This window comes from Paenibacillus sp. ICGEB2008 (assembly GCF_000307675.1).
Classification (GTDB): Bacteria; Bacillota; Bacilli; order Paenibacillales; family Paenibacillaceae; genus Paenibacillus; species Paenibacillus polymyxa.
The window spans coordinates 18,444-40,857 of the sequence record NZ_AMQU01000009.1; the positions used below are offsets into that span (position 1 = coordinate 18,444).

At 43.6% G+C, this 22,414-nt stretch carries 17 protein-coding genes and 3 pseudogenes; 17 read left to right on the plus strand and 3 right to left on the minus strand.

Features of this window, described 5'->3' with window-relative positions:
• Nucleotides 1-168 precede the first annotated feature (168 nt).
• The 4 genes from C400_RS0110140 to C400_RS0110155 all read left to right on the plus strand — a co-directional run bounded on the left by C400_RS0110140 (nt 169) and on the right by C400_RS0110155 (nt 4,156).
• Complete coding sequence (locus C400_RS0110140) at nt 169-597, plus strand: MarR family winged helix-turn-helix transcriptional regulator (RefSeq protein ID WP_016818764.1); 429 nt, start codon at nt 169-171, stop codon at nt 595-597.
• Nucleotides 598-812: 215 nt separating this feature from the next.
• On the plus strand, nt 813-1,835 hold the full coding sequence (locus C400_RS0110145) for an NADH:flavin oxidoreductase/NADH oxidase (protein WP_016818765.1): 1,023 nt from the start codon (nt 813-815) through the stop codon (nt 1,833-1,835).
• 264 nt (nt 1,836-2,099) lie between these two features.
• Nucleotides 2,100-3,149, plus strand: a complete 1,050-nt coding sequence (locus C400_RS0110150; protein WP_016818766.1) for an AraC family transcriptional regulator — start codon at nt 2,100-2,102, stop codon at nt 3,147-3,149.
• Nucleotides 3,150-3,361: 212 nt separating this feature from the next.
• Nucleotides 3,362-4,156: an SDR family NAD(P)-dependent oxidoreductase gene (locus C400_RS0110155; RefSeq protein ID WP_016818767.1), complete on the plus strand. Its 795-nt coding sequence runs from the start codon at nt 3,362-3,364 to the stop codon at nt 4,154-4,156.
• A gap of 76 nt (nt 4,157-4,232) precedes the next feature.
• Here C400_RS0110155 and C400_RS0110160 read toward each other — a convergent pair whose 3' ends face one another.
• A complete protein-coding gene (locus C400_RS0110160; protein WP_016818768.1) occupies nt 4,233-5,618 on the minus strand; it encodes an MFS transporter in 1,386 nt (461 codons plus the stop codon).
• Nucleotides 5,619-5,730: 112 nt separating this feature from the next.
• Between C400_RS0110160 and C400_RS0110165 the strand changes: the two genes are divergently transcribed.
• The 7 genes and pseudogenes from C400_RS0110165 (at nt 5,731) to C400_RS0110200 (ending at nt 15,442) form a co-directional block, all read left to right on the plus strand.
• Nucleotides 5,731-6,618 carry a LysR family transcriptional regulator gene (locus C400_RS0110165; protein WP_016818769.1) on the plus strand — a complete coding sequence of 296 codons (888 nt, stop codon included), beginning with the start codon at nt 5,731-5,733 and terminating at the stop codon, nt 6,616-6,618.
• Between the two features lie 339 nt (nt 6,619-6,957).
• The gene (locus C400_RS0110170) at nt 6,958-8,331 is read left to right on the plus strand and encodes an MFS transporter (protein WP_016818770.1); all 1,374 of its coding nucleotides are present in this window, start codon (nt 6,958-6,960) and stop codon (nt 8,329-8,331) included.
• 274 nt (nt 8,332-8,605) lie between these two features.
• The gene (locus tag C400_RS0110175) at nt 8,606-9,670 is read left to right on the plus strand and encodes a polysaccharide deacetylase family protein (protein ID WP_017426884.1); all 1,065 of its coding nucleotides are present in this window, start codon (nt 8,606-8,608) and stop codon (nt 9,668-9,670) included.
• Nucleotides 9,671-9,893: 223 nt separating this feature from the next.
• Nucleotides 9,894-10,897 (plus strand): annotated as a pseudogene (locus C400_RS0110185) (LacI family DNA-binding transcriptional regulator).
• Nucleotides 10,898-11,457: 560 nt separating this feature from the next.
• Nucleotides 11,458-12,939: a glycoside hydrolase family 5 protein gene (locus C400_RS0110190; RefSeq protein ID WP_016818773.1), complete on the plus strand. Its 1,482-nt coding sequence runs from the start codon at nt 11,458-11,460 to the stop codon at nt 12,937-12,939.
• A 381-nt stretch (nt 12,940-13,320) separates the two neighbouring features.
• The gene (locus C400_RS0110195) at nt 13,321-14,004 is read left to right on the plus strand and encodes a response regulator transcription factor (protein WP_025364861.1); all 684 of its coding nucleotides are present in this window, start codon (nt 13,321-13,323) and stop codon (nt 14,002-14,004) included.
• A 433-nt stretch (nt 14,005-14,437) separates the two neighbouring features.
• Nucleotides 14,438-15,442 (plus strand): aldo/keto reductase, encoded by a 1,005-nt coding sequence (locus C400_RS0110200; RefSeq protein ID WP_017426888.1) that lies wholly within the window; start codon nt 14,438-14,440, stop codon nt 15,440-15,442.
• A 36-nt stretch (nt 15,443-15,478) separates the two neighbouring features.
• On the opposite strand, the gene C400_RS0110205 is transcribed toward C400_RS0110200, so the two are convergent.
• Complete coding sequence (locus C400_RS0110205; protein WP_017426889.1) at nt 15,479-16,300, minus strand: helix-turn-helix domain-containing protein; 822 nt, start codon at nt 16,298-16,300, stop codon at nt 15,479-15,481.
• A gap of 129 nt (nt 16,301-16,429) precedes the next feature.
• Nucleotides 16,430-17,088, minus strand: a pseudogene (locus tag C400_RS0110210) (LysR family transcriptional regulator).
• A 152-nt stretch (nt 17,089-17,240) separates the two neighbouring features.
• On the opposite strand from C400_RS0110210, the gene C400_RS28565 reads away from it, so the two are divergent.
• The 6 genes and pseudogenes from C400_RS28565 to C400_RS0110240 all read left to right on the plus strand — a co-directional run bounded on the left by C400_RS28565 (nt 17,241) and on the right by C400_RS0110240 (nt 22,132).
• Nucleotides 17,241-17,411, plus strand: a complete 171-nt coding sequence (locus C400_RS28565) for a hypothetical protein (protein ID WP_155764922.1) — start codon at nt 17,241-17,243, stop codon at nt 17,409-17,411.
• Nucleotides 17,412-17,547: 136 nt separating this feature from the next.
• Nucleotides 17,548-18,060: pseudogene (locus C400_RS28570) on the plus strand (oxidoreductase).
• A gap of 253 nt (nt 18,061-18,313) precedes the next feature.
• Entirely contained in the window at nt 18,314-19,825 is a 1,512-nt protein-coding gene (locus C400_RS0110225) for an aminotransferase-like domain-containing protein (RefSeq protein WP_017426892.1), read from the plus strand.
• Nucleotides 19,826-19,861: 36 nt separating this feature from the next.
• Entirely contained in the window at nt 19,862-20,791 is a 930-nt protein-coding gene (locus C400_RS0110230) for a D-alanine--D-alanine ligase (protein ID WP_017426893.1), read from the plus strand.
• Between the two features lie 137 nt (nt 20,792-20,928).
• Nucleotides 20,929-21,483, plus strand: coding sequence for a GNAT family N-acetyltransferase (locus tag C400_RS0110235; protein ID WP_016818780.1), 555 nt, complete (start codon nt 20,929-20,931; stop codon nt 21,481-21,483).
• Nucleotides 21,484-21,520: 37 nt separating this feature from the next.
• Nucleotides 21,521-22,132, plus strand: a complete 612-nt coding sequence (locus tag C400_RS0110240; protein WP_016818781.1) for a DUF1349 domain-containing protein — start codon at nt 21,521-21,523, stop codon at nt 22,130-22,132.
• The last annotated feature ends 282 nt before the right edge of the window (nt 22,133-22,414 follow it).

The following is a 22,414-nucleotide window of genomic DNA, read 5'->3' on the forward strand; positions in this document are numbered from 1 at the left end:
TTTTGTGTTGACCACTTAAGTCACTGCTTCAGAAAGGATTTTTTATAACCTCTATCTGTTCTTAAGGGTTTTGACCATTTCCAGTAACCCTGATAGAATTAATTATTCCCTATAATGACTCCTATAATATGTGTTATTTATACTTTAGAATAGAACGGGTGAGTCGAAATGCATAACAACAATACTATCGAACTTTTAAATATTTGGCTGTCCCTTACTAAACTCCAATCGAACATAAACGATGAATTGGAACATGCACTTCAAGAAAACTATAGTTTATCCTTAAATGAATTTTTGGTTCTGTATTTCTTATCTCAAACCGAGGAAAAGAAATTGAGATTGCAGCATTTACAAGAGATGGTTGGGTTAAGCCAAAGTGCATTATCTAGACTGGTAGTTAGAATGGAAGCAAAAAGCTGCGGAGCTTTGCAAAGACATATATGTGAAGATGATCGTCGGGGAATCTATACAAGTATGACTGATTTTGGGGAAAAGAAGTTTGACAGAGCGCTCGAAACCTTCAACCAAATTTTGGAGTCGGCTCTTTCAAAAGATGAGTTGAAGCAAAAATTACAATCACTCATTGAAAAAATATAATTCTATCATATAAAATTAAAACTTAATACGAAATTTAATGCCTGAATAGAGTAAAATTTAACCCTAGGTCTAGAGAATACAATCTCTGGGCCTTTATTTACGTAAATGCATAGTTTAAACGATAGTTGACAAATAAAAAATGCATGCTGTATTATATGCATGTGCATGCATTTAATAGAGTGTTCACTATAAAACCTAGAAAGGGGTCTTTCTTAATGAAAGATTTATTTAGTCCTTATAAATTTAAAGACTTGGAATTAAAGAACCGGGTCGTCATGCCTCCAATGTGTCAATATTCTGTTGACAAGAAAGATGGTATAGCTACCGATTGGCATTTTATGCACTATGTAAGTCGTGCCATTGGTGGAACTGGATTCATTATAGTTGAAATGACTGATGTAGAACCAGATGGACGTATTTCTGACTTTGACCTGGGATTGTGGTCTGATGAGCAAATTCCTGCATTGAAAAGAATTGTAGATGCCTGCCATAGTTATGGAGCAAAAGTAGGTATTCAAATTGCTCATGCTGGACGTAAAGCAGAAGATGCTGAAGTGCCTGTTGCTCCGTCCGCTGTTCCATTTGATGAGAAATCTAAATTACCTAGAGCTCTTTCAACACAAGAAGTTAAAGAAATGGTGGAGAAGTTCCGCGGTGCAGTAGCACGTGCTGTGAAGGCCGGATTTGATGCCATTGAATTACATGGAGCTCACGGATATTTAATCCATCAATTTCATTCGCCTCTTACCAACCAAAGAGATGATGAATACGGGAAAGATCTCCTGAAATTTGGTCGAGAAGTTATTCAGGCAGCCAAGGCAGAGATGCCGGAAGACATGCCGCTTATCATGCGCATTTCCGCTAAAGAATACGTAGAAGGCGGGTACGATATTCTAGATAGCATTTCTTTTGCCAAAGAATATCAACAAGCAGGGGTAGATATTTTTGACATTTCTTCAGGCGGGGAAGGACCTATCGCTGCATGGGGTAGACCAGGCAGTCACGCAGCATACCAGGTGTCACTTGCTCGAGAAATCAGACAAGCACTCGAAGTTCCAGTCATTGCAGTCGGAAGACTCGATGATCCGATCCTAGCTAACGCTGTAGTAGGAAATGAGGATGCAGATCTTGTGGCTGTCGGGAGAGGAATGTTAAGAAATCCTTACTGGGCTCTTGAAGCCGCAACAAACTTGAAAAAAGAAATAACGATCCCGAAACAGTATACTACAGGTTTTTAGATACAAAACCTTACTATACTTCCAGGTATTAAGAAGACAGAATACTTTAACATAGTAATTTAACATACACGTTGATACACCCTGGTGTTCTTGAAAATAAACTTGGAAGTAGAAATGACTCAAAAGCAACCGGTATGCCGGTTGCTTTTTTTATTATGGTGGTCAAACATTCAGTAAGCATATATTAACAAAATTCACTATACTGGAATGATCAGAGAGTGCAATTAGTAGGTAAAATGGAAGTAATAAAGGAGGTCTCTATGTATGAAGAAGTCTCATACTTCTGACCATATTAAAATTCCACCAGGATTTTGGACAGGTTTGTATCAATTAGGAATTTCCGCTCACGACGTAGCTTGTAAAGCAAGACTGCCGCTCACCATTATTCATGAGCCCGTAGTCACAAGCGTACAATATCTCGCGATCTGGCAGGCATATTCCGATCTCATTGGTGACACTGCAAAAGGAATCGTTAAGCTTGCAACTGTCTTTGAGACAGCGAAGTACCCACCAACCGTCTTAGCGACTTACCACGCTCGTGACTACCGCGACGCTCTAAACCGAATGGCTCGGTACAAACAACTATGTCCTCCCGAAACCTTACGTGTCACTGAGGAGGGGGAGCACTGTACCATAGAACTGGAATGGCTATATACCAAACAGCCCGGTCCACCGATGCTGACGGGTATTACACTTGCATGTCTTCTGGAGCTTGGGCGCCGAGGCACTGGTCAACCTTTGACGGCGCAGCTCGTAGAATTTTCGCAATCCATGGGAGATGTGCAGGCTCTTGAAGCTTATTTTGGGTGTAGTGTCCAGGTTGGTGCAAAATGTAATCGATTGACGTTATATCGAAGAGATTTGGACCGAACTTTTGTCTCATACAACCAAGAGTTGTTAGAGATTCTCACACCCGCTCTGGACCGGTCGCTGGATGAACAGTGCAGCCGCTCAATTACTGAGGCGGTCAAATGGATTATAAAACGTAGCCTCACCAGAGGACGCCCCGACATTCAGGCTGTGGCGAAGGAGCTCAGAATGAGCGATCGTACCTTGCAGCGCCGGCTTACTGACGACAATACGAGCTTTAAACAACTGTTAACACAAGCTAGACATGAGCAGGCACTAGAATACTTGGCAGATCCCTCGCTTGATATAAAAGAAGTGGCCTTTTTGATTGGATATGAAGACCAGAACTCATTTTACCGCGCTTTTCGTCTTTGGGAAGGGAATACTCCTTCAAATTGGCGCACTACACATTTAGATACCAACTCGATATCAAAAGAACCGCTAGGAAGATCGACTATCTATTAATAGTTTCCCAACTCCATTCATTCTACAGAGAGCTTGTAATTACTGACCTTATTCATCTGGCGTGTTAAACAAGAACTTTGGCGCAATATGCTAGTTACTGAGCATTGCTGCCCAAGGTAATATAATCAGATACCAGAGCTTAAGGTTGTTTTAAAATAAGCTAAGAATTCGCTTGCCAGCAAAGATAAACGAATGAGAGGGAGGAAAGTATTATGGATATGGGATTAAACAATAAAACAGCTTTAGTTACAGGGTCTACGAAAGGTATAGGTAAAGCAATAGCCATTGAGCTTGCCAAAGAAGGTGTGAATGTACTTATTAATGGACGGAATAATGAAGAGGTAGAACAAACTGTAAATGAAATAAAATCAAATTTTCCAACGACCTTTCCTCAAAATGCTACAGCCGATATTGTGGATCTGGAGCAGAGGGAGGTTTTGTTTGAAAAATACCCCAATATCGATATCTTAGTGAATAATATGGGGATTTATGAAATTATGCAATATGAAGACGTTGACGATGAAGTATGGGAAAAATATTTCCGTACTAATGTTCTTGCTGCAAACGGATTATCGAAATTTTATTTACCTAAAATGTTGAAAAACAATTATGGCCGTATTATTTTTATTGCGAGTGAAGAAGCAATCATGCCTTCAGGGCAAATGCCACAGTATTGTATGACCAAATCGATGCTGTTATCACTGTCAAAAAGCTTATCTAAATTAACAATAGGAGCAGAAGTTACAGTCAATACGATTATGCCAGGACCAACGCTTTCTGAAAATGTACACCAAATTATTGAGGGTATTTATGCCAATGAAGGTATGACTTTTTTAGAAAAAGAGAAACAATTTATGGCTGTAAATCTGCCTCAATCCGAAATACAACGATTTATTAGACCTATAGAAATAGGTAGAATAGCTACATTTGTATGTAGTCCTTATGCAGCCGCATTTAAGGGCTCTCCAATCCGTATAGATGGGGGAATGGTGCCAACTATTTTCTAACTAAACTCCTTTCTCTTTCGTTGAAAAGTTAACGTTAAATAAAGAGTAGAGGGGTTTATTTGAAGAACCGGTGAACCTATGACTCTCGCAATTGTCCTGACTCCCGGCGTCGCCGACTCATGAATACCAAAGTCAATGCAATTACCGTAAGGACAATCCCAAGCACTTGAAATCCCTCGAAGCTGAACTTACCCCCCATTACGATACCTATCAACAATGAAGAGAAAATGGTTCCCAGATATCTTGATGTATTAAATAATCCGGATGCTACACCGATTATTTCTTTTGGAGAACTTTGGAACAAGGCTGCTTGCATACCTACATTGTTCAGTCCGTTGCTAATACCGAATGCAGCCAAAGCCAAACACACGCTGATTACCGGAGAAGTTGGATTTAATGTTACAAGCCACACAGATCCCAATGTCATCAGGATTGCGGATACCAGTAATGTCGGTCTGGGTCCTGATTTATCAATCCATCGTCCTGCTATTGGAGAAGCAGCTAGCGAGCACAAGCCTAAGCTTAGCATGAGAATCCCTGTTTGGAACTCGCTTACATGCCTTACCACTTGCAAGTAGGACGGAAGCCCGAAAAAAAGCGAGTAATAGAGTACGTTAACGAACATGAATTCGACATTAACCCAAGTCAACGCAGGATATTTGGCGAACGTGCGTAAAGGAATAAAGGGTGACGTCGCTTTTAACTCATATCGTACGAATGCCCCCAGCGCAGCGAGGCCTATTAACCCGACAATGACGTTTTCTAACGAGATATGCCCAGATGATTTTGCCGAGAGCAATCCAACGAGCAAGGCAACCAGCCCTAATGTGAAGAGCAGGATTCCTCTTGCATCAATTAAATCAAACCATTTACGAAAGGACATGTTGCGTGCAACGGATGTTGGTGATTCGTCCTTAGGAATAGTCCTCCAAGCCAATAGAAAGCTGGCTACCACAAACGGAATATTGATGAAAAAGATGGCAGGCCAATTCCACCAATGAATCAAAACCCCGCCAATAAAGGGTCCAATTGCTGCCGCTCCTGATAGGAAAATGGACAAAACAGACAGCGCAGTCGCTTGTTTCTCTGTAATATGCATTCGAACAATGGCCATTCCAACCCCAACCATCATGCTTGTTCCGATGGATTGCACAATGCGGAACACGATGAGCGATCCAAAGTTTGGTGACAATGGGGCTAGTAATGATGCAATGAATGATACAACAAGACCTGTAAGAAATATCTTTCTACGACCGAATAAATCGCTGGCTTTGCCCATGACAGGTTGAGCGATGCTGCTTGCAATGTAGAAAGAAAAAATAATCCAGGAAACACCTGTAAAGTCAAGGCGAAATACCTTTTGCAGACTTGGAATCGCAACAGAAACCATCGAAGAATTTAATGGATTCAATAGTATCCCTAGACCAACTGAAATCATTAACCACCAGCTGCGAACACTCATTTCTGGTCCCCCTATAGCGAATTAATGTCATCGTACTCGAAATCGATTATTTATTCCAATGCATTTGATGTTATAATCTCATTGACTTGAGGGAATGAATGGAGGATGCGAATTGGAACTTCTTCAACTGCAATATTTTCTCGCTGTAGCTCGTTTGGAACATGTAACAGAAGCTGCACGAAGTCTGCACGTTACTCAATCGTCGCTCAGCAAAACGATTCAACGCTTGGAGGAAGATCTGGGGGTCCCTTTATTCGATCGAACAGGGAGAAAACTGCGATTGAATGAGTTCGGGAGCAAATTTCTTCACCGTGCAGAAAGGGCTTTGTTTGAATTAGAACAAGGGAAGCAGGAGCTCAGCGACTTATCCAATCCAGAACTTGGAACTCTCGAATTAGCTGTGACCACTGCAAGCACATTGCCAAATATCCTTCGAGAGTTTCGGAGAAAACGACCCTATATTCAATTTCATGTGCAAATGCTGACCACACAGGAAATGGTTACACTTCTTCATAGAGGGGAGGTTGATTTTTGCTTATCCTCACCTCCTGTAGAAGGGAATGACATCGAATGTAAAATCGTATGTATCGACCCCATTCTTGTAGCTGTTCCAAAGGGGCATCGGCTTGCGGATCGAAATAGCGTATCCTTGACAGAGCTAAGGGAAGAATGGTTTGTCGGCGTAAAGAGAGGCTATGGTACTCGTGATTTAGTGGACTCTGTATGCATGTCGGAAGGATTTGTGCCTAAATATGTGTATGAGGGGGATGAACCTGCAAGGCTTAGTACTCTTGTGGAAGCCGAAATTGGCATAGCTTTCATACCGAGCACGGCACGAAATTCGCAGGAACATCTCAAATACCTCCAGGTAGAGAATCACGAATTGATACGGGAAATTGCTTTATTATGGAACAGGAATCGGTATATTTCGCAGGCTGCTCAGGAATTCCGCGAGATAGTTGTAAAATATTTTGCGACGATTTCCAAACAAACAACTTAGTTCCATATATGTTTTTGATGATCTACCATTGAAAATAAATAAGTAGGAGATTGCGTTAATAAGATAGCGCAGAGGCTAAACATTGTTATCCAACGAGTAGGAACTAACCGTTTTTGCTTTACTTCGTCATGAATGATTATCGTCAAAAATAACAGGTGATATTTTTATTATTTTAGTGATAATATGGTTAGGTAATTGCAATTAAACAGATTTTTACTTTTATTTTGTGGAGGCGTTAGAATGAAGTACATAGTGAAAAGAAGGGCACAAATTAAAGGGGATAACGCATCACTGGCCCTATAAACTGCGTAATCCCTGGCATTTTTAAGGGTTTGCATAATGGAAAAATCGATTGAGAAACGTATTCCTAATTCTTTGATTTGGCTGTGCGTGCTTGCATTTTTCAGCGTATTGAATGAGACGGTGTTCAACGTATCGTTGCCCGACATTGCCGCTCAATTTGGAATTAAGCCATCCGCTGCAAATTATGTTAATACCAGCTTCATTCTTTCTTTTGCCGTAGGAACGGCCGTTTACGGAAAAATATCGGATATTTACGGCGTAAAAAAACTGATTTTCATCAGTATGATGATATACGGCGGGGGATCGCTAATTGGCTTGCTTTTTCATGCCTGGTTTCCGATTTTGCTTGTTGCACGATTTATCCAAGGAGCGGGTGCTTCTGCCGTCCCTGGGCTGATTATGGTCATCGTCACCAAAAGTATCGAAATGCAGCATCAAGGAAAAGCTTTTGGTATGATTGGATCGACCGTTGCCTTGGGAGAAGGTTTTGGTCCTATACTTGGAGGCTGGATCGCGGACTATGTACATTGGTCCTATCTGTTTTTCCTGCCCATGATGACGCTAGTCACACTACCGTTTTTCTTACGGACGCTCTCTGACGAACCTGTGAAAAAAGGTGGGCTTGATGTTCCGGGAGGCCTGCTTTTTGTTCTTGGAACGGTTTCGTTCACTTTATTTACGACACATTACGAATGGTGGTATTTGAACATCAGTGTCATTCTTTTCATAGGATTTGTGCTGAGAATTCGAAGAGCTAAGGAACCTTTCATAGAACCAGCTTTATTCAAGAGGAGAAGATTTATTGTCGGCGTATTTGTAGGTGGAATACTTCTAGGAACCGTTGCAGGATTTATGTCTATGGTCCCTTATATGATGAGAGAAGTGCACCAGATGTCGACAAGCCTTATTGGAGGCGGTGTTCTGTTTCCAGGAACGATTAGCGTGATTCTTTTCGGGATCGTTGGCGGTTCTTTGGTCGATAGGCAGGGAGCTCGTTTGGTCATGGTTGCAGGGTTATTGCTTCTGGGGTCGGGTCTTTTAATCGTTTCACTTTTTGCCGATCGTAGCCCCTGGATCATCTCAGGAGCATTGGTTTTGATTTTTGGTGGACTATCCTTTGTCAAAACGGTCATCTCAACCATTGTGGCAGGCTCGCTAAGTGCTGACGAATCAGGTTCAGGTATGGGTTTTTTGAATTTTTCCTGCTTTTTGGCGGAAGGGATCGGTATCGCAGTTGTAGGCGGACTGCTTACACAGCTGAGGTTCAACTTTTCTATTTTCCCAATCGTTACTGACGTTGCAGCATACTTATACAGCAATTTAACGTTACTTCTTCTAGCTGTAGTAATTACAGGCGGTGCCATTTTTATGATCGTGTTCAAGGGAGAAAAGGCTTCCTTGGATCATTAATAGGAAATAATAATTTTTATAGAGCTGACATTGATACATCATGATGTCAGCTTTTTTATACAAAAAACTAAACATTTTATAGTATAAGGTTAATTCTTTGCAGGTTAAATATGAAGAATTCGATGATAAAATACTATCTGTAAACGTTTACAATTAATAGATGCGTGGCTGTTTTTGGCAATTAAACCCGTAGCAGAGCAGGGGAATGCAAACGGAAAATCTTTCAGTCCAAATCTTGGTGAAAACAAATACTATATGAATAGGAGATACTTTTATGCTTAAAGCAAAGCTAGTAAAAGGCACAATGGCTCTGATGCTTATCGGTACATTGTTCTCCGTACCGATGATGTCTGTCGCCAGTGCTGCCGATGCGAGTTGCGCGAACGGTTACGTAGGTTTGACGTTCGACGATGGCCCAAATACCAGTAACACGACAAAACTGCTTGCGGCTCTGAAGCAGGCCGGTTTGCGCGCAACGATGTTCAACATCGGGCAGAACGCGCAGAATAGTCCGTCTCTGGTACGGGACCAAGCGGACGCAGGCATGTGGGTCGGTAACCACTCCTATACGCATCCGGATATGACTACGTTGAGTAGCTCGCAAATGTCGTCAGAAATCACACGGACGCAGCAGGCGATCCAGTCGATTACTGGAACTGCACCAAAGCTGTTCCGTCCGCCGTACGGTGCGACCAACTCGACCTTGAAATCCATCGAGAGCCAAAATGCTCTTACTGAAGTGCTGTGGAGCGTTGATTCCCAGGATTGGAACGGTGCCACTACGGCCCAAATCGTAGCGTCTGCGAACAGGTTGCAAAACGGCGACGTGCTCCTTATGCATGACCAGTACCAGACGACGCTCCAAGCGATCCCGCAGATTGCACAAAATCTCAAGAGCCGTAGCCTATGCTCTGGCATGATCTCGCCGACCACCGGTCGCGCGGTGGCACCTGACAGCTCTACATTTCCTCCAAGCGCAGGAACAAAAGTGGAAGTCGAGAGTATGACCAAAGGCGGTCAGTACACCGGGAATATCAGTTTGCCGTTCAACGGAGTTGCTTTATATTCTAACAATGATTTGGTGAAGTACACGCAATATTTTGCGAGCGGCACCCATCATTTTTCACTCCGTGGTGCTTCAAGTAATTCCAACATGGCCAGAGTCGACCTAAAAATCGGTGGACAGGCAAAGGGGACCTTCTACTTCGGCGGGAGCAATCCCGCGGTCTATACTCTAACCAATGTCAGCCATGGAGCCGGAAATCAAGAGATTGAGCTCGTTCTAACAGCTGAAAACGGAACATGGGATGCATACATTGACTATTTGGAGATCAACTAGAAGCAAAGGAAGTTAAAAATGCACAAAGAAGAAAAGGGTAAACTTGTTGTCACTGTTATCAATGGACAAAAACATATACGCTTGGAAGTCGCCATATTGGCGACTTTTTTTTGTTTATTCGATATTACTGAACGTTTCCTATGAGGCTGAGCATCGCGTATAATATATAGTAAATGGTTATGAACTGTGTGTGAATTCGTTATTTTGGTTTGGGGTGAGTGTAGTGGCATCTATCCATGAGGTGGCCAAACAAGCAGGGGTATCAGTGGCAACGGTATCCAAAGTGATTAATAATTATTCAGATGTCAGCAGCAAAACGAGGAATAAGGTAAACAAGGCGATTGAATTGCTAAACTACCAGCCGAATGTGGTTGCCCGAAGCCTCGTGAAAAAGCGTTCCTGGACGGTCGGGATGTTCCTGCTGGATTTCTTCACGAATCCTTTTATTTCGGAGCTTCTTGATGGGTTAAGAAAGTCTCTTGAAGATAGCGGTTATGACCTGCTCTTTCTATCACCGAATCTTAGCAATCCCGATTATACCTTCACTAAGCATTGCATCAGCCGCAATGTAGATGGAGTTGTCATGTTTGGTGTCGATCGAACTAATCAAAATTTTTTGGATCTGCTTCAGGCTGAGATGCGACGATGATGATTGATACCGATCTGCTGGGACCTAGAACCGGCTATGTAACAGCCGACAATCGCAGAGGTGCTTACTTAGGTGTTCAGCATTTGGTGGAACTTGGACATAAACGCATCGCCTTTATTTCCGGGGATTTGGGATGTCTGGTTGGTCAAACGAGATTTTCCGGGTATCAGGAAGGGCTGCGCTCGAACGATCTTCCTTACTATGCCAAATACGTTGAGGTAGAGGAATACAGCATTGAAGGTGGATATAAGGCGATGAAGCGCCTGCTACAGCTTCCGGAAGCACCGTCCGGCGTGATCTGCTCTTCAGACTATATGGCGACCGGTGCGATCGAAGCAATTCGCGAAATCGGAAAGCGAGTACCTGAGCACATTTCCGTCGTTGGGTTTGACAACACGTTCTATGCGGAGCTGACCATGCCTAAGCTTACGACGATCAATCAGAACATTACTCTAATGGGAATGAAAGCAGGAGAGCATATCATCCGAATGATTGAGAATCCCGATTATTCACCGCCGACGGAGATTATCCCGGCAGATCTGGTTGTACGAGACTCGACAGGACAGTATAAGGAATAGTTTTTTAAGAATTGACAAACACAAAAACAAATTGTATTTTAATTATGATGTAAGCGCTTAACATAAGTTTCCTTGAATCAAACATTCTTCTGCTCGTTCTTGTTTCATTCCCGAGTTATGGACAAAAGGGAAAGCCTCATATTGCGTCAGAGGGGAGGAAACTAGAAGAGATATGATTTTGAAAGAAGGTGATGACCCGGAAGACGTAGGGCGATATGTTGTAAACCCAATGCAAGCTTGGAGATGTTAATGGTTGAATCTATGGGAGCAGGAGGTTTTACTAACATTTTCAGCTTAATTACCGAAAACGTTTTCGATAATTAAATGCTAAGAACTTGATGCCGACTGATCAAATTTCATATTCTTCTTTGAAATCAATAAATTTATACTTTTTGTGAAAGATATAAAACTAGAAAATTGGTATTGAATTCTAAAACGTTTTCGATAACAAGTATGTATACTGTCACTGTTCTTGAACCCAGCCGATATGCTGATGAATATCGGGGCTACTTGCCGAAATTTTTCGCGTAACCATGCCATATTAAAGGGAGAAGAGAATTATGAAAATGTCGTTCAATTCATTCACTAAGTCGTTAACCATGATCCTACTGTTCAGCTTATTAACGCTGCTTTTTCAAGCGGTCATACCTGCAACGCCTGCTTCTGCAGCTGCCTGCGCAAACCCTGTAAGCTATTTCGGTGAAATGAAAGCAAGTGGAAACAAGATTAACGGCTCCAAAACGAATCGGCCGATGATGGTCAAAGGGGCGAGTTTCTTCTGGAGCAACTGGTCCGGTCCATTTTGGAATACCACCACGGTGAATCGGATGGTGGATGAATTTCAAGTAGAGATCGTAAGAGCGGCATATGGTGTGGACCCCAGCGGAAATCCGTATAACACGGCCGATGAGTCCAAAGTTCGTGACGTGGTCAATGCGGCAATCGCAAAAGGGATCTATGTCATTATCGATTGGCACTCACATGACGCGCACAACAACGTCAACGCTGCCAAAAGTTTCTTCAGCCGGATGGCGCAGGAATACGGAAGCTATGATAACGTCATTTTTGAGATATATAACGAACCTACCCAAGTCTCGTGGGGGACAATCAAAAGTTACGCTGAGCAAGTCATCCCGGCCATTCGTCAACATTCCGACAATCTGATTGTCGTTGGAACGCCGTTCTGGTCTCAGAGTGTAGATCAGGCAGCGAACGACCCCATTACATCCTCTGGTAATATCGCCTATACATTACACTTTTACGCTGGATCTCATTTTCAGTCGCTCCGGGACAAAGCCAACTACGCAATGAGCAAGGGTATCCCGCTGTTTGTTACCGAGATGGGCTTTGTTAACGCGGATGGCGACGGCGGCATTAATTACGATTCCACGAACCAATGGCTTGACTGGATGAACCAGAATAACCTGTCATGGGCCAACTGGGCGATTAATGACAAGACAGAAGGCGCCAGTATTTTCAATACGAACGGGAGTCTCACAGCAGGAGGTAACTATCTGAAAAGCATTTTAGCTGGGCACGCTCCATATGCCGAGTGGAGGCAGAATGCGGCTTGCGGTGGCAGTAGCGCAAACACATTATATGACTTCGAGGGTAGTACGCAGGGTTGGACCGGTTCGAATATATCCGATGGTCCATGGAGCGTAAACGAGTGGTCATCCAAGGGCAGTAATTCTCTTAAAGCGGATATCATCATGTCTGCCAATTCTCAGCACTACCTGCTTCTCTCACAAAGCCGCAACCTAAGTGGTAAGACCACGCTAAGCGCGACCGTCAAACATGCATCTTGGGACTCCGCAGGTGACGGACTCCATGCCAAGATTTATGCCAAGACAGGATCAGGTTGGGCTTGGTATGCTGGCAAAGCCGTCAAGATTAATTCGTCTGGAGGTACGACGTTGTCGTTCAACCTTACATCTGTACCTAATCTTGACGATGTTAGGGAAATCGGCGTACAATTTCTTGCCTCGGAGAACAGCAGCGGTAAGTCAGCCGTTTACGTTGACAACGTGACGCTGCAATAACACATTCCTAACAGGTCTTCATGAAGTACCGTGTTTTGTAGTTGGGAAAAATAAGGCTACAGCTGCGAGGACATATAATTTAAAATTTTGAAAGACAACTGGTAAGAGAAGAGTTCGTCACCCTCATCAAGCGAGGAATTGAGTAAAACCTCCTTTTAAGTGCAACCTTATCTTAGTCCTCGGACTGGAGCAAGGTTGTTTTTCTTTGTTATAAAATAGGCATCCTTCGTTGTGTGACACAAAACGCCAGAAACGGCTGATGTTTTCATGAACTGCAGTCCAAGGTGCAAAGATTACTGTATTATGTTCCGAGTTGATTATTCCCTAACTAATCATTAACATTATGATATCGCGGATTAACGAGAGAAGACGGGGGTTATGATGAATAAAGCAAAAATTCTCATTATTGAAGATGATACACCAATAGCAGATTTATTATCATACGGACTTTCAATGGAGGGGTTTGAAACGCGAACTACGGCAAATGGTGCAGCGGGGATGGTTGAACTTCAACAATTTCAACCTAATCTTTTGCTACTTGACTGGATGCTGCCGGATCAAAGCGGATTAGATATTTGCAAACAAGTAACTGCAAGTTATAACATACCGATCTTGATGATTACCGCGAAATCGGATATCACCGATAAAATCCTTGGTCTTGAATTCGGCGCGGATGACTATATTACAAAGCCTTTTGATTTAAGGGAGGTTATTGCTCGGATTCGGACAATCCTCCGGAGGGTAGATCAAGCAAACAATGGAAAAAATACGGAGAGTAAAGTAATTCGGTTTAAACAAATCGAAATTATTGTCGAGGAACATCTTGTCAAACAAAATGGTATTCCAATTGACTTGACTCCGAAAGAGTTTGATTTACTTATGACTTTGATAAATCACCGAGGCAAAACGTTCACACGCTCGGAACTGCTGGATATTGTATGGGGATATGATTTTGTCGGCGATACTCGGACTGTTGATACACACATACAAAGGCTTCGCAAGAAATTGGATGCAAGCGATCTGATTACTACCGTGTTTGGTATTGGATACAAATTCGAAAAATAGGTGAAAAGCAAACCAAGAATTAGCCCTTACATTGACACGAACTTATTGGTAAACGACATGTGAAGACTGGCTTCGGTCGGATATCAGAGCACCATCGGGAAAGCGAGCAAATTCCTCTAGAGAAACTATTCAAGGGTATTTATGCTGGCAGAATAAATCCAAAGTCGAATGCAGCGCCTTTTCAAGCAAGCCAAGAGCACATTACTCGCTCTTGGCTTCTTTTTTAGGAGCTGTCCTGTTATCTAATAACATTATGACATGTACTTTTATCACAGTGACATTCCAATACATAAGAATTGTTAGATATACTTGAGCTGCCTAAGGTTAAGTCCTCAACCTTATGACATGTCTTGAGGGAGGCATGAAATGAAAAATAAGAAGCGGGTACGTGGGAGGTCAGCATTTCGCTAGGAATGAGAAAGGATGAAATCAGGTGACTTATATCGCACAAGAAAATCGATACGAACAAATGAAATATCGGCGGATTGGACGGAGCGGCGTCAGGCTGCCGGCCATTTCGCTCGGCTTGTGGCAAAATTTTGGAGGGGACAAACCGTTTGAGAATAGTCGTGCAATGATATTACGCGCCTTCGATCTTGGTGTCTCGCACTTTGATTTGGCAAACAATTACGGACCGCCTCCCGGATCGGCCGAAGAGACCTTTGGACACGTTTTAAAAAAAGACCTTGCACCTTATCGGGATGAGCTGTTTATTTCAACTAAAGCTGGCTACTATATGTGGCCTGGTCCGTACGGTGAGTGGGGTTCGAGAAAAAACCTGCTTGCAAGCCTGGACCGCAGCCTTCAACGAATGGGACTCGACTATGTCGATGTCTTTTACCATCATCGTCCCGATGGTGATACCCCATTAGAGGAATCGATGGGAGCGCTTGCTCATGCTGTAAAATCAGGCAAAGCACTGTATGTCGGTTTATCCAATTACGGACCGGAGGAAACGAAGCAAGCAGCTATGATCCTTAAGAACCTTGGTACACCGCTGCTCGTCCACCAGCCTATGTATTCCATGCTGAACCGGTGGATTGAGAACGGATTGCAGGACGTGCTGACTGAAGTGGGAGCCGGCACAGTGGCTTTCTGCCCGCTTGGTCGCGGACAGTTGACGGGAAAATACATCGATAAGCTGGAAACTGAGTTTAAAACAGGCCAGCGCACACTGAAACCGGAGGCCGTATCTCAGGAGCGGATCAACAAATTCCGTGCGCTAGAGACGATCGCGAAGCGCCGCGGTCAGACGCTACCGCAAATGGCGTTGACATGGGCGCTACGCGAAGGCGGCGTCGATTCGGTGCTAATCGGTGCAAGCCGTGTAGGTCAAATTGAGGAAAACGTGCTAGCAGTACATGCGGATCCGCTATCAGCAGCGGATCTTCAAGAGATCGACCAGGTTATGCATAATATCGGGGATGTCCCCTGGTAATGTCAGAGCAACAATACGATTCATTAAACGAACAAATCAGTCAAGGCTTGAAAGACCCATTAAGCTGTCTCTTTTAAGCCTTGCGCGAAAGTGTGATGGAGAAAGTCCCTTCACTTTTTTAAACATTTTGGAGAACAGCAGCAGGTCGCTATAGCCAACAGAATAGGAGACTTCCGTGATGGACAGCTGCGAATTGTCCAGCAGATCGCTTGCTTTGTCCATCCGGAGGTTCAACAAGTATTGCTGAGGGGAAACATTAAGAATTTCCTTGAAAAGAACGGACAGATAGACACGATCAATGCCAACTATGTGTGCGACCTCGGAAATGGAAACTCTTTGGTTATAGTTCATTCGAATAAACTCGACCGCTTTACGGATGTAGGCGTCTTTGGGCCGTACCTCGGGCAGTAGTTGACTCGTAGCAACCAACATTTCGATCCAATCGGCAAGTAACCTGAACAAAATGCTCTGTCTTCGCAGTTCACTGGTGCTGTGGTTCACGTCGCAGGCGGAAAATTCCTCCAAATAAGAATCAAACCAAAACAACGGGGAGTACCTGAATACGGGATGAAGGGGAGAAATGTGCGCCTGCTCGAATAGAGGTATAACCCCGTTACCCGAAAAGGCTATCCAAGAATAAATCCAAGGATCAGTTTGGTCTGCCTCCATGTAACAAAGAATGTTATCGTATACGATAAATCCTTCGCCTTGCTGAAGATGAAAGGTCTTACCGTCAATCTGGTAAACGCCTCTACCCGCATGGATAAACATGATTTTGTATTGTCCTTTGATGCCGGGTCCCCATGAATAGCTGGGTTCACAAACTTGTTTGCCGTGATAACAGTAACAAATATCCATCTGGTTGCGTTCCTCCTAAAATAGTACATCATGATATATAAGACCCTGAAAGTCACTTGCGATATGTCAATATACAGAGAAGAACAATTTATAACTACAAAATACATATGATATCACCCTCACAGGAAACTAGACCCATTTCTCCGCATGTTTTTTAATGAACTTGATCATTTCCTTCATAGCAGGTGAGAGCCATTTATCTTTGTGATATGCCAAATATGTTGATATTGCAGGACAGTCTGGTCCAACCTCTTCACCCTGAAGCTTGTTATGTTCTAGTTCCTCTTTAACGGAGAAAAAAGGAACCATGGAGATGCCTAAACCGCTCTTAACACATTAGCTCCCCAGCCTTCTTTCTCCAAGGCGACAAGGAAATCAATCTCACCGGTCTGAACAGCATGAGAGACATCTTGATAATCCAAAGATTTCAGAGAAAGATTGACTTTGGGATACATTTGTCTATATTCAACAAGCAAGGATGGAATACGGCAGATCATTAATGACTCTGAGATTCCTAATGTCAAGTTGCCGGTAGGTTCATCATTGGTCGTTAGTGTCTGAGTGTAGAGTTCTATGATCTTAAGTGCATAAGGGAGAAACTGATGACCGTGATGGGTTAGAACCACCTTCTTACCTAAGCGATCAAAGATGGGCTTGCCGACCTCAGATTCCAATTCCTTAATATGTGTCGTGACAGAAGACTGAGCGTAACCCAAGTGTTCAGTTGCTTTTTTAAATCCTCCTGTTTCGACAATGGTTTTTAATGTGATCAAATAACGAAGTTCCATACGTCCACGTCTTTCGTTAATAACAGTTCAATTTTGTTGAATTAATCGTTCGATAACATCAATTTTACCGGTTTATAATGTACTTGTTCGATGATCATAAATCAAGTATTGAATGTGTTACGAATGAATCTAATGTTAGAGGTGGATGTGAATTGGGACAACTAAATACATTGTTTAAGAGCGTGCAGATAGGTAATAACGTGTTAATTAACTGTGTAGGCGTAGCTCCAATGACACGTATCAGTGCTACATCGGAAGGATTAGCCACTGATCAAATGGCGCGGCTTACTATGCCTCTTTCGCTCGTGGGGGCTTTGGTCTAATCATAACAGAAGGAACATATACAGACGAATTGTATAGCCAGTGTTATTTTAATCAGCCTAGTTTAGTGAATGAGGAGCAAACCACATCTTGGAAAAAGTGGTGGATGCTGTTCATACAGCAGGCTCTTCTATTGTTGTGCAGCTTGAGCATGCAGGAGCCTTATCACAAGGAAATCGATTCAAGTCCCAAAATCTAGCTCCGTCAGAAGTGCTTCCAAAGGGTGAACCTCTAGCTTTTTATGGTGGTGCTGAATCGTTTTCTACTCCGATCGCTGCAACGAAAGAAGATATTGAGGAAGTCATCCGTGGATTTGTTGCTTCAGCCGTTCGTGCGAAGAGCGTAGGATTTGATGGCGTGGAGATCCATGGAGCAAATGGTTATTTGCTTGATTAGTTCCTTAGGGACTATACGAATCGTCGAACAGATGAATACGGTGGATCCATTGAAAACCGGATACGACTCTTGGTTGAAGTGGCTACTGCAATTCGCCAAGCCGTTGGTCCCGATTTTACAGTAGGCATTCGAATTTCTCAGGCTAAGGTTAATGATTATCAGCATAAATGGTCAGGAAAAGAGGATGAGGCCGAAGTTATTTTCATGCAATTAAGGCAAGCGGGAAAGGGGCATTTGCAAATCATGATTGGATAAAGAAGGTTAGAAATGGTGATCCGTTATCTGAGCTGGATCAAAATAAAGTTTTAAAACCGGATGCAACCATTAAGGATTTCGAGATTAGTCAATAAGATAATCTTTGGGTAAACAACCATCTGGGGGCACGGTTATGGTGCGGAGGTGCTGGAATAAAATCGAAGGAACCATCGAAGGATGAAAAGTCCGGGGCGGTGGTTCTTTTTTTTCTTTTGTTACCTGTGCCATCATTGTAGATGGAGGGCGATGAACCATGTTCCAAGATTTTAAGCTTGTTGGTGACCGTCCGGTCGCGATACAAGTAAAAGAATATATTAAACGTTTAATTATAAAAGGGACGTTTCATAAGGATCAGAAGCTACCCTCCACACGAGAAATGAGCAGTGTGCTCAAGGTGAGTCGCAATACAGTTATTGCAGCCTATGAAGGTCTGGAGGACGATGGATTTACGTATACGATACCGAGTAGAGGCAGCTATGTGGCCGCTATGGTGGGCCGTTTGGCTGTGGATAACGGAGGGTCTGACGCCTCCTTCGCCTGGCAGATTAATTGGAAGACAAGAATGAGCAAGTACGCTGTATCGGCTGCAGAGCTTGATATGATGAAGCAGGGCATTCGCACCCCAAAAGGAACCATCTCGTTTACAAGCATCGCACCGGATGAGCAGCTGTTTGATCTGGGAGATGTAAGGCGAGCCTTTATGGATCGGATGGCAATCGAAGGGCAGGTGCTGCTCAACTACGGCTATGCCAAGGGTTACAAACCACTGATCGATTACCTGATGGGATATATGGAGAATAAGGGCGTCGATATAAGCGGCAAGGATATACTGATTACAAGCGGGTTTACAGAAGGCTTTGACATTGTGTTGTCGGCACTCCGCCCTTCAGCGCGCCGCGGTACGGTAATTTGTGAAAATCCAACCCATCACACAGCGATCAAAAATTTAAAACTACAAGGTTTTGAGATTACCGGTATTCCAATGGAGCGGGATGGTATTAATGTAGATCAGCTTGAAGCGGTATTGCAGAAGCAGACAAATAGCTTCGATCTCGCTTATTTGACTCCTTCCTATCACAATCCTACAGGCATTGTCATGTCGCCAGCAAAGCGAAGCGCTGTAATGAATTTAATGATGCGCTATCAGATTCCGGTGATTGAGGATGGTTTTAATGAGGAGCTGCGCTATTCAGGAGCTCATATTGCGCCATTAATAGCAACAGCAGGGCGAGGGAACGGAGTAATCTATATAGGCAGCTTCTCCAAGGTGCTGTTCCCTGGCTTGCGAGTAGGCTGGGTGCTTGGAGATCGAGCGCTGATTGACACTCTGGAAAGCATTAAGCGGGCGCGCACCATTCATACCTCAACGATCGACCAATCGATATTATATCAATATCTGCTCAATGGAAATTTTGAGAAATATGTAAAAAGAGCACGTATGGAGTATAAGCGCAAATACGAGCTTACAAAGGCATGCTGTGAAACCCATCTCTCTGAGGCGCAACTATCTGGCGATGGGGGCTTACATGTGTTTCTTACCTTTCCGTCAGGCGTAAATACGCGCCAGTTGCTTGAAGTATGCATAAATCAAGGGGTTATATATACACCTGGAGACAAGTTTTTTATACAAGAAGGTGAAGGGACGAATACTTTGCGGCTTGGTTTTTCCCGAGTAACCGATGAACAGATCGAGCGGGGGATTCAGATCATAGGCCAACAGGTGCGTAACTTTCATAAGGCATGTGGTCATAAGAACAACCTGTAATTGCACTATGATTTTTCAAGAAAATGGGGGGTCATGATGAAGATAGGCGTTATTATGGGAGGGACTTCCACTGAGCGTGAGGTTTCGCTGCAGACAGGTCAAGAGATGCTGAATCATTTGGACCGCAGCCGCTATGAAGTGGTTCCAATTGCGATTGATCAGCCAGCGGATTTAATCGCACAGGTTCAGCACGCAGGCATCGATTTTGCACTGTTGGCGCTGCATGGCCAATATGGAGAAGACGGCACGGTGCAGGGAGCGCTGGAGACACTAGGCATTCCCTATACAGGGAGCGGTGTTCTGGCAAGCAGCCTGTGCATGAATAAGCAGCTGTCCAAGATGCTGCTGAAGTCGGCAGGGGTGCATACGCCTGCAGGTCTCTGCTGGCAGGGAAGGGACGATTATGATCAGCAAGCGGTAGAGCAGTTGGGTTACCCCGTTATTGTGAAGCCGAATATGGGAGGATCCAGCATCGGCATCCAGCTTGTGCATAATGAGATGGAGCTTCACTCGGCTATTCAGGAGGCTTGCGGTTTGGATCAGACGCTTTTAGTTGAGCCTTTTATTCAAGGAACGGAGCTTACCTGCTCAATTGTGGATGGCGAGGTATTACCAATCATCGGAATTCGCTCCGCTCATTCTGAATGGTTTGACTATAAAGCGAAATATGAGATCGGCGGCGCTGAGGAGAAGGTAATCCAGCTTCCTCCCGTTATCGAGCAGCGTGTGCGCGAGACGGCACTTGTCAGCTATCGGCTGCTGCAGTGCAAGGTGTATGCAAGGGTCGATATGATTTTGTGTCAGGATGTACCTTATGTACTGGAGGTAAACACCTTACCCGGAATGACTGCTAACAGCCTGCTTCCGAAGAGTGCAGCTGCAGCAGGCATAACCTTTACGCAGCTGCTGGACCGTATTATTACTAGCTCACTTTATGAACGGAATCGGGAATGGGAGAAGGTTTAATATGTTTGATGGATTATACAGAAAATGGCGAAACTTTGTTATAATGGTTAGAACGGAACAGCGTTAAACTGATGTAGATTTGAAGAATGTGCAGTATTAATGCAATTTGATTTTGCTTCAAGATGGGGGAGGTGAAAATGGATATTTTAATCAGAGAACTGAAGGCTGAGGACGGTGAGCGTGGTACTAACATTGATGGTAGCTTTATCGTGGATTCTACCTTTGTCTTGCAATTAACGGGACAGCAAATCGAATATACGGTGAAGGAGAGGCCTATTAGCAAAAAAAGCTACGATGATGATCAGCTTGAGGAAGATACAGTTGAGGATTATTCGAACTATATCAGCAATCCCGATCAAATCATATATTTAGCGCTCGTAAATAATCAAGTTGTAGGTCAAATTGTTCTGAAAAGAAATTGGAACAAATATGCATATGTGGAAGATATCAAAGTCGACAAGCAATATAGAAGCCTCGGTATCGGTAAGAAACTAATCGAACAGGCTAAACGCTGGGCGAAAGATGGCGGAATGCCAGGGATCATGCTGGAGACACAAAGCAATAATGTTCGCGCATGTAAATTCTATGAAAGCTGCGGTTTTGTGATCGGTGGATTCGACTCCTACGTCTACAAAGGTCTAAATAGAGAAAGTGACGAGATCGCGATCTATTGGTATCTAATGTTTGCTTAGAACGACACACCTTTATTGAACAAGGGAGGACAAAAAGATGACTAAAAAGAGAATGGAATGGGAGGAAGGGAATTGGATCAATTCACCTCTATATGCCCGGAAAGAAGGAGATTTTCTTAAGGTTGCGCCTGAAAAGGGAAGAGACTTCTGGAAAAAGACTTTATATGGTTTTGAATTTGAGGATGGGTCCGCTCTATTATCGGATTGGAATCATAACACGGCGGTGGAAGTGTCGTTTCAACTCGCATCATTTACGGAGCTTTACGATCAGGCAGGTATTTTGTTATACCATGGCCCGGAGCAATGGATTAAAGCGGGGATAGAAATCAATGACGGCATTCCTCAGCTTTCCACAGTCGTAACCGCTGGATATTCTGACTGGTCGCTTGCGGCTGTGCCAGAGTGGGTCGGTGAAGAAGTCACCCTGCGCGCTTCCATCATCAAGGATGCTGTAATTATTCGCGCAAGGACGGAGCAGCACGGATGGCGAACGATACGTGTGGCGCGTTTTCCCTACACCACCGGAAATCAGGCCGGTCCTTACACCTGTTCGCCAACCCGAGAGGGTTTTGAGGTTACCTTTACTCGCTGGAACTTTACAGAGCGGGATCAAGACCTTCACAGTGATCCTCCAGTAGAACATCATTGAAAAACGACTGCACAACTGAGCACAGCAATATGAGATACTATAAACTAGCTTATATGCACATAAAGTAATGATTAAGAGCAAGCGTCTTATAATAAAATGGTTTTTAATGGACCCAAAAGGGAAGAGGTGTATTTGGGTGTGAAAGCCGGGACTGATGAGGATGGCCAAAGCGGAAAACTGCTACTTGACACATAAAATACATACTATAAAAATTCCGATTATGGCATTCTTAAGTTCAGTTTTTTCCGTAACAAAATGGGGTTAAAAAATATTTGATGTAAA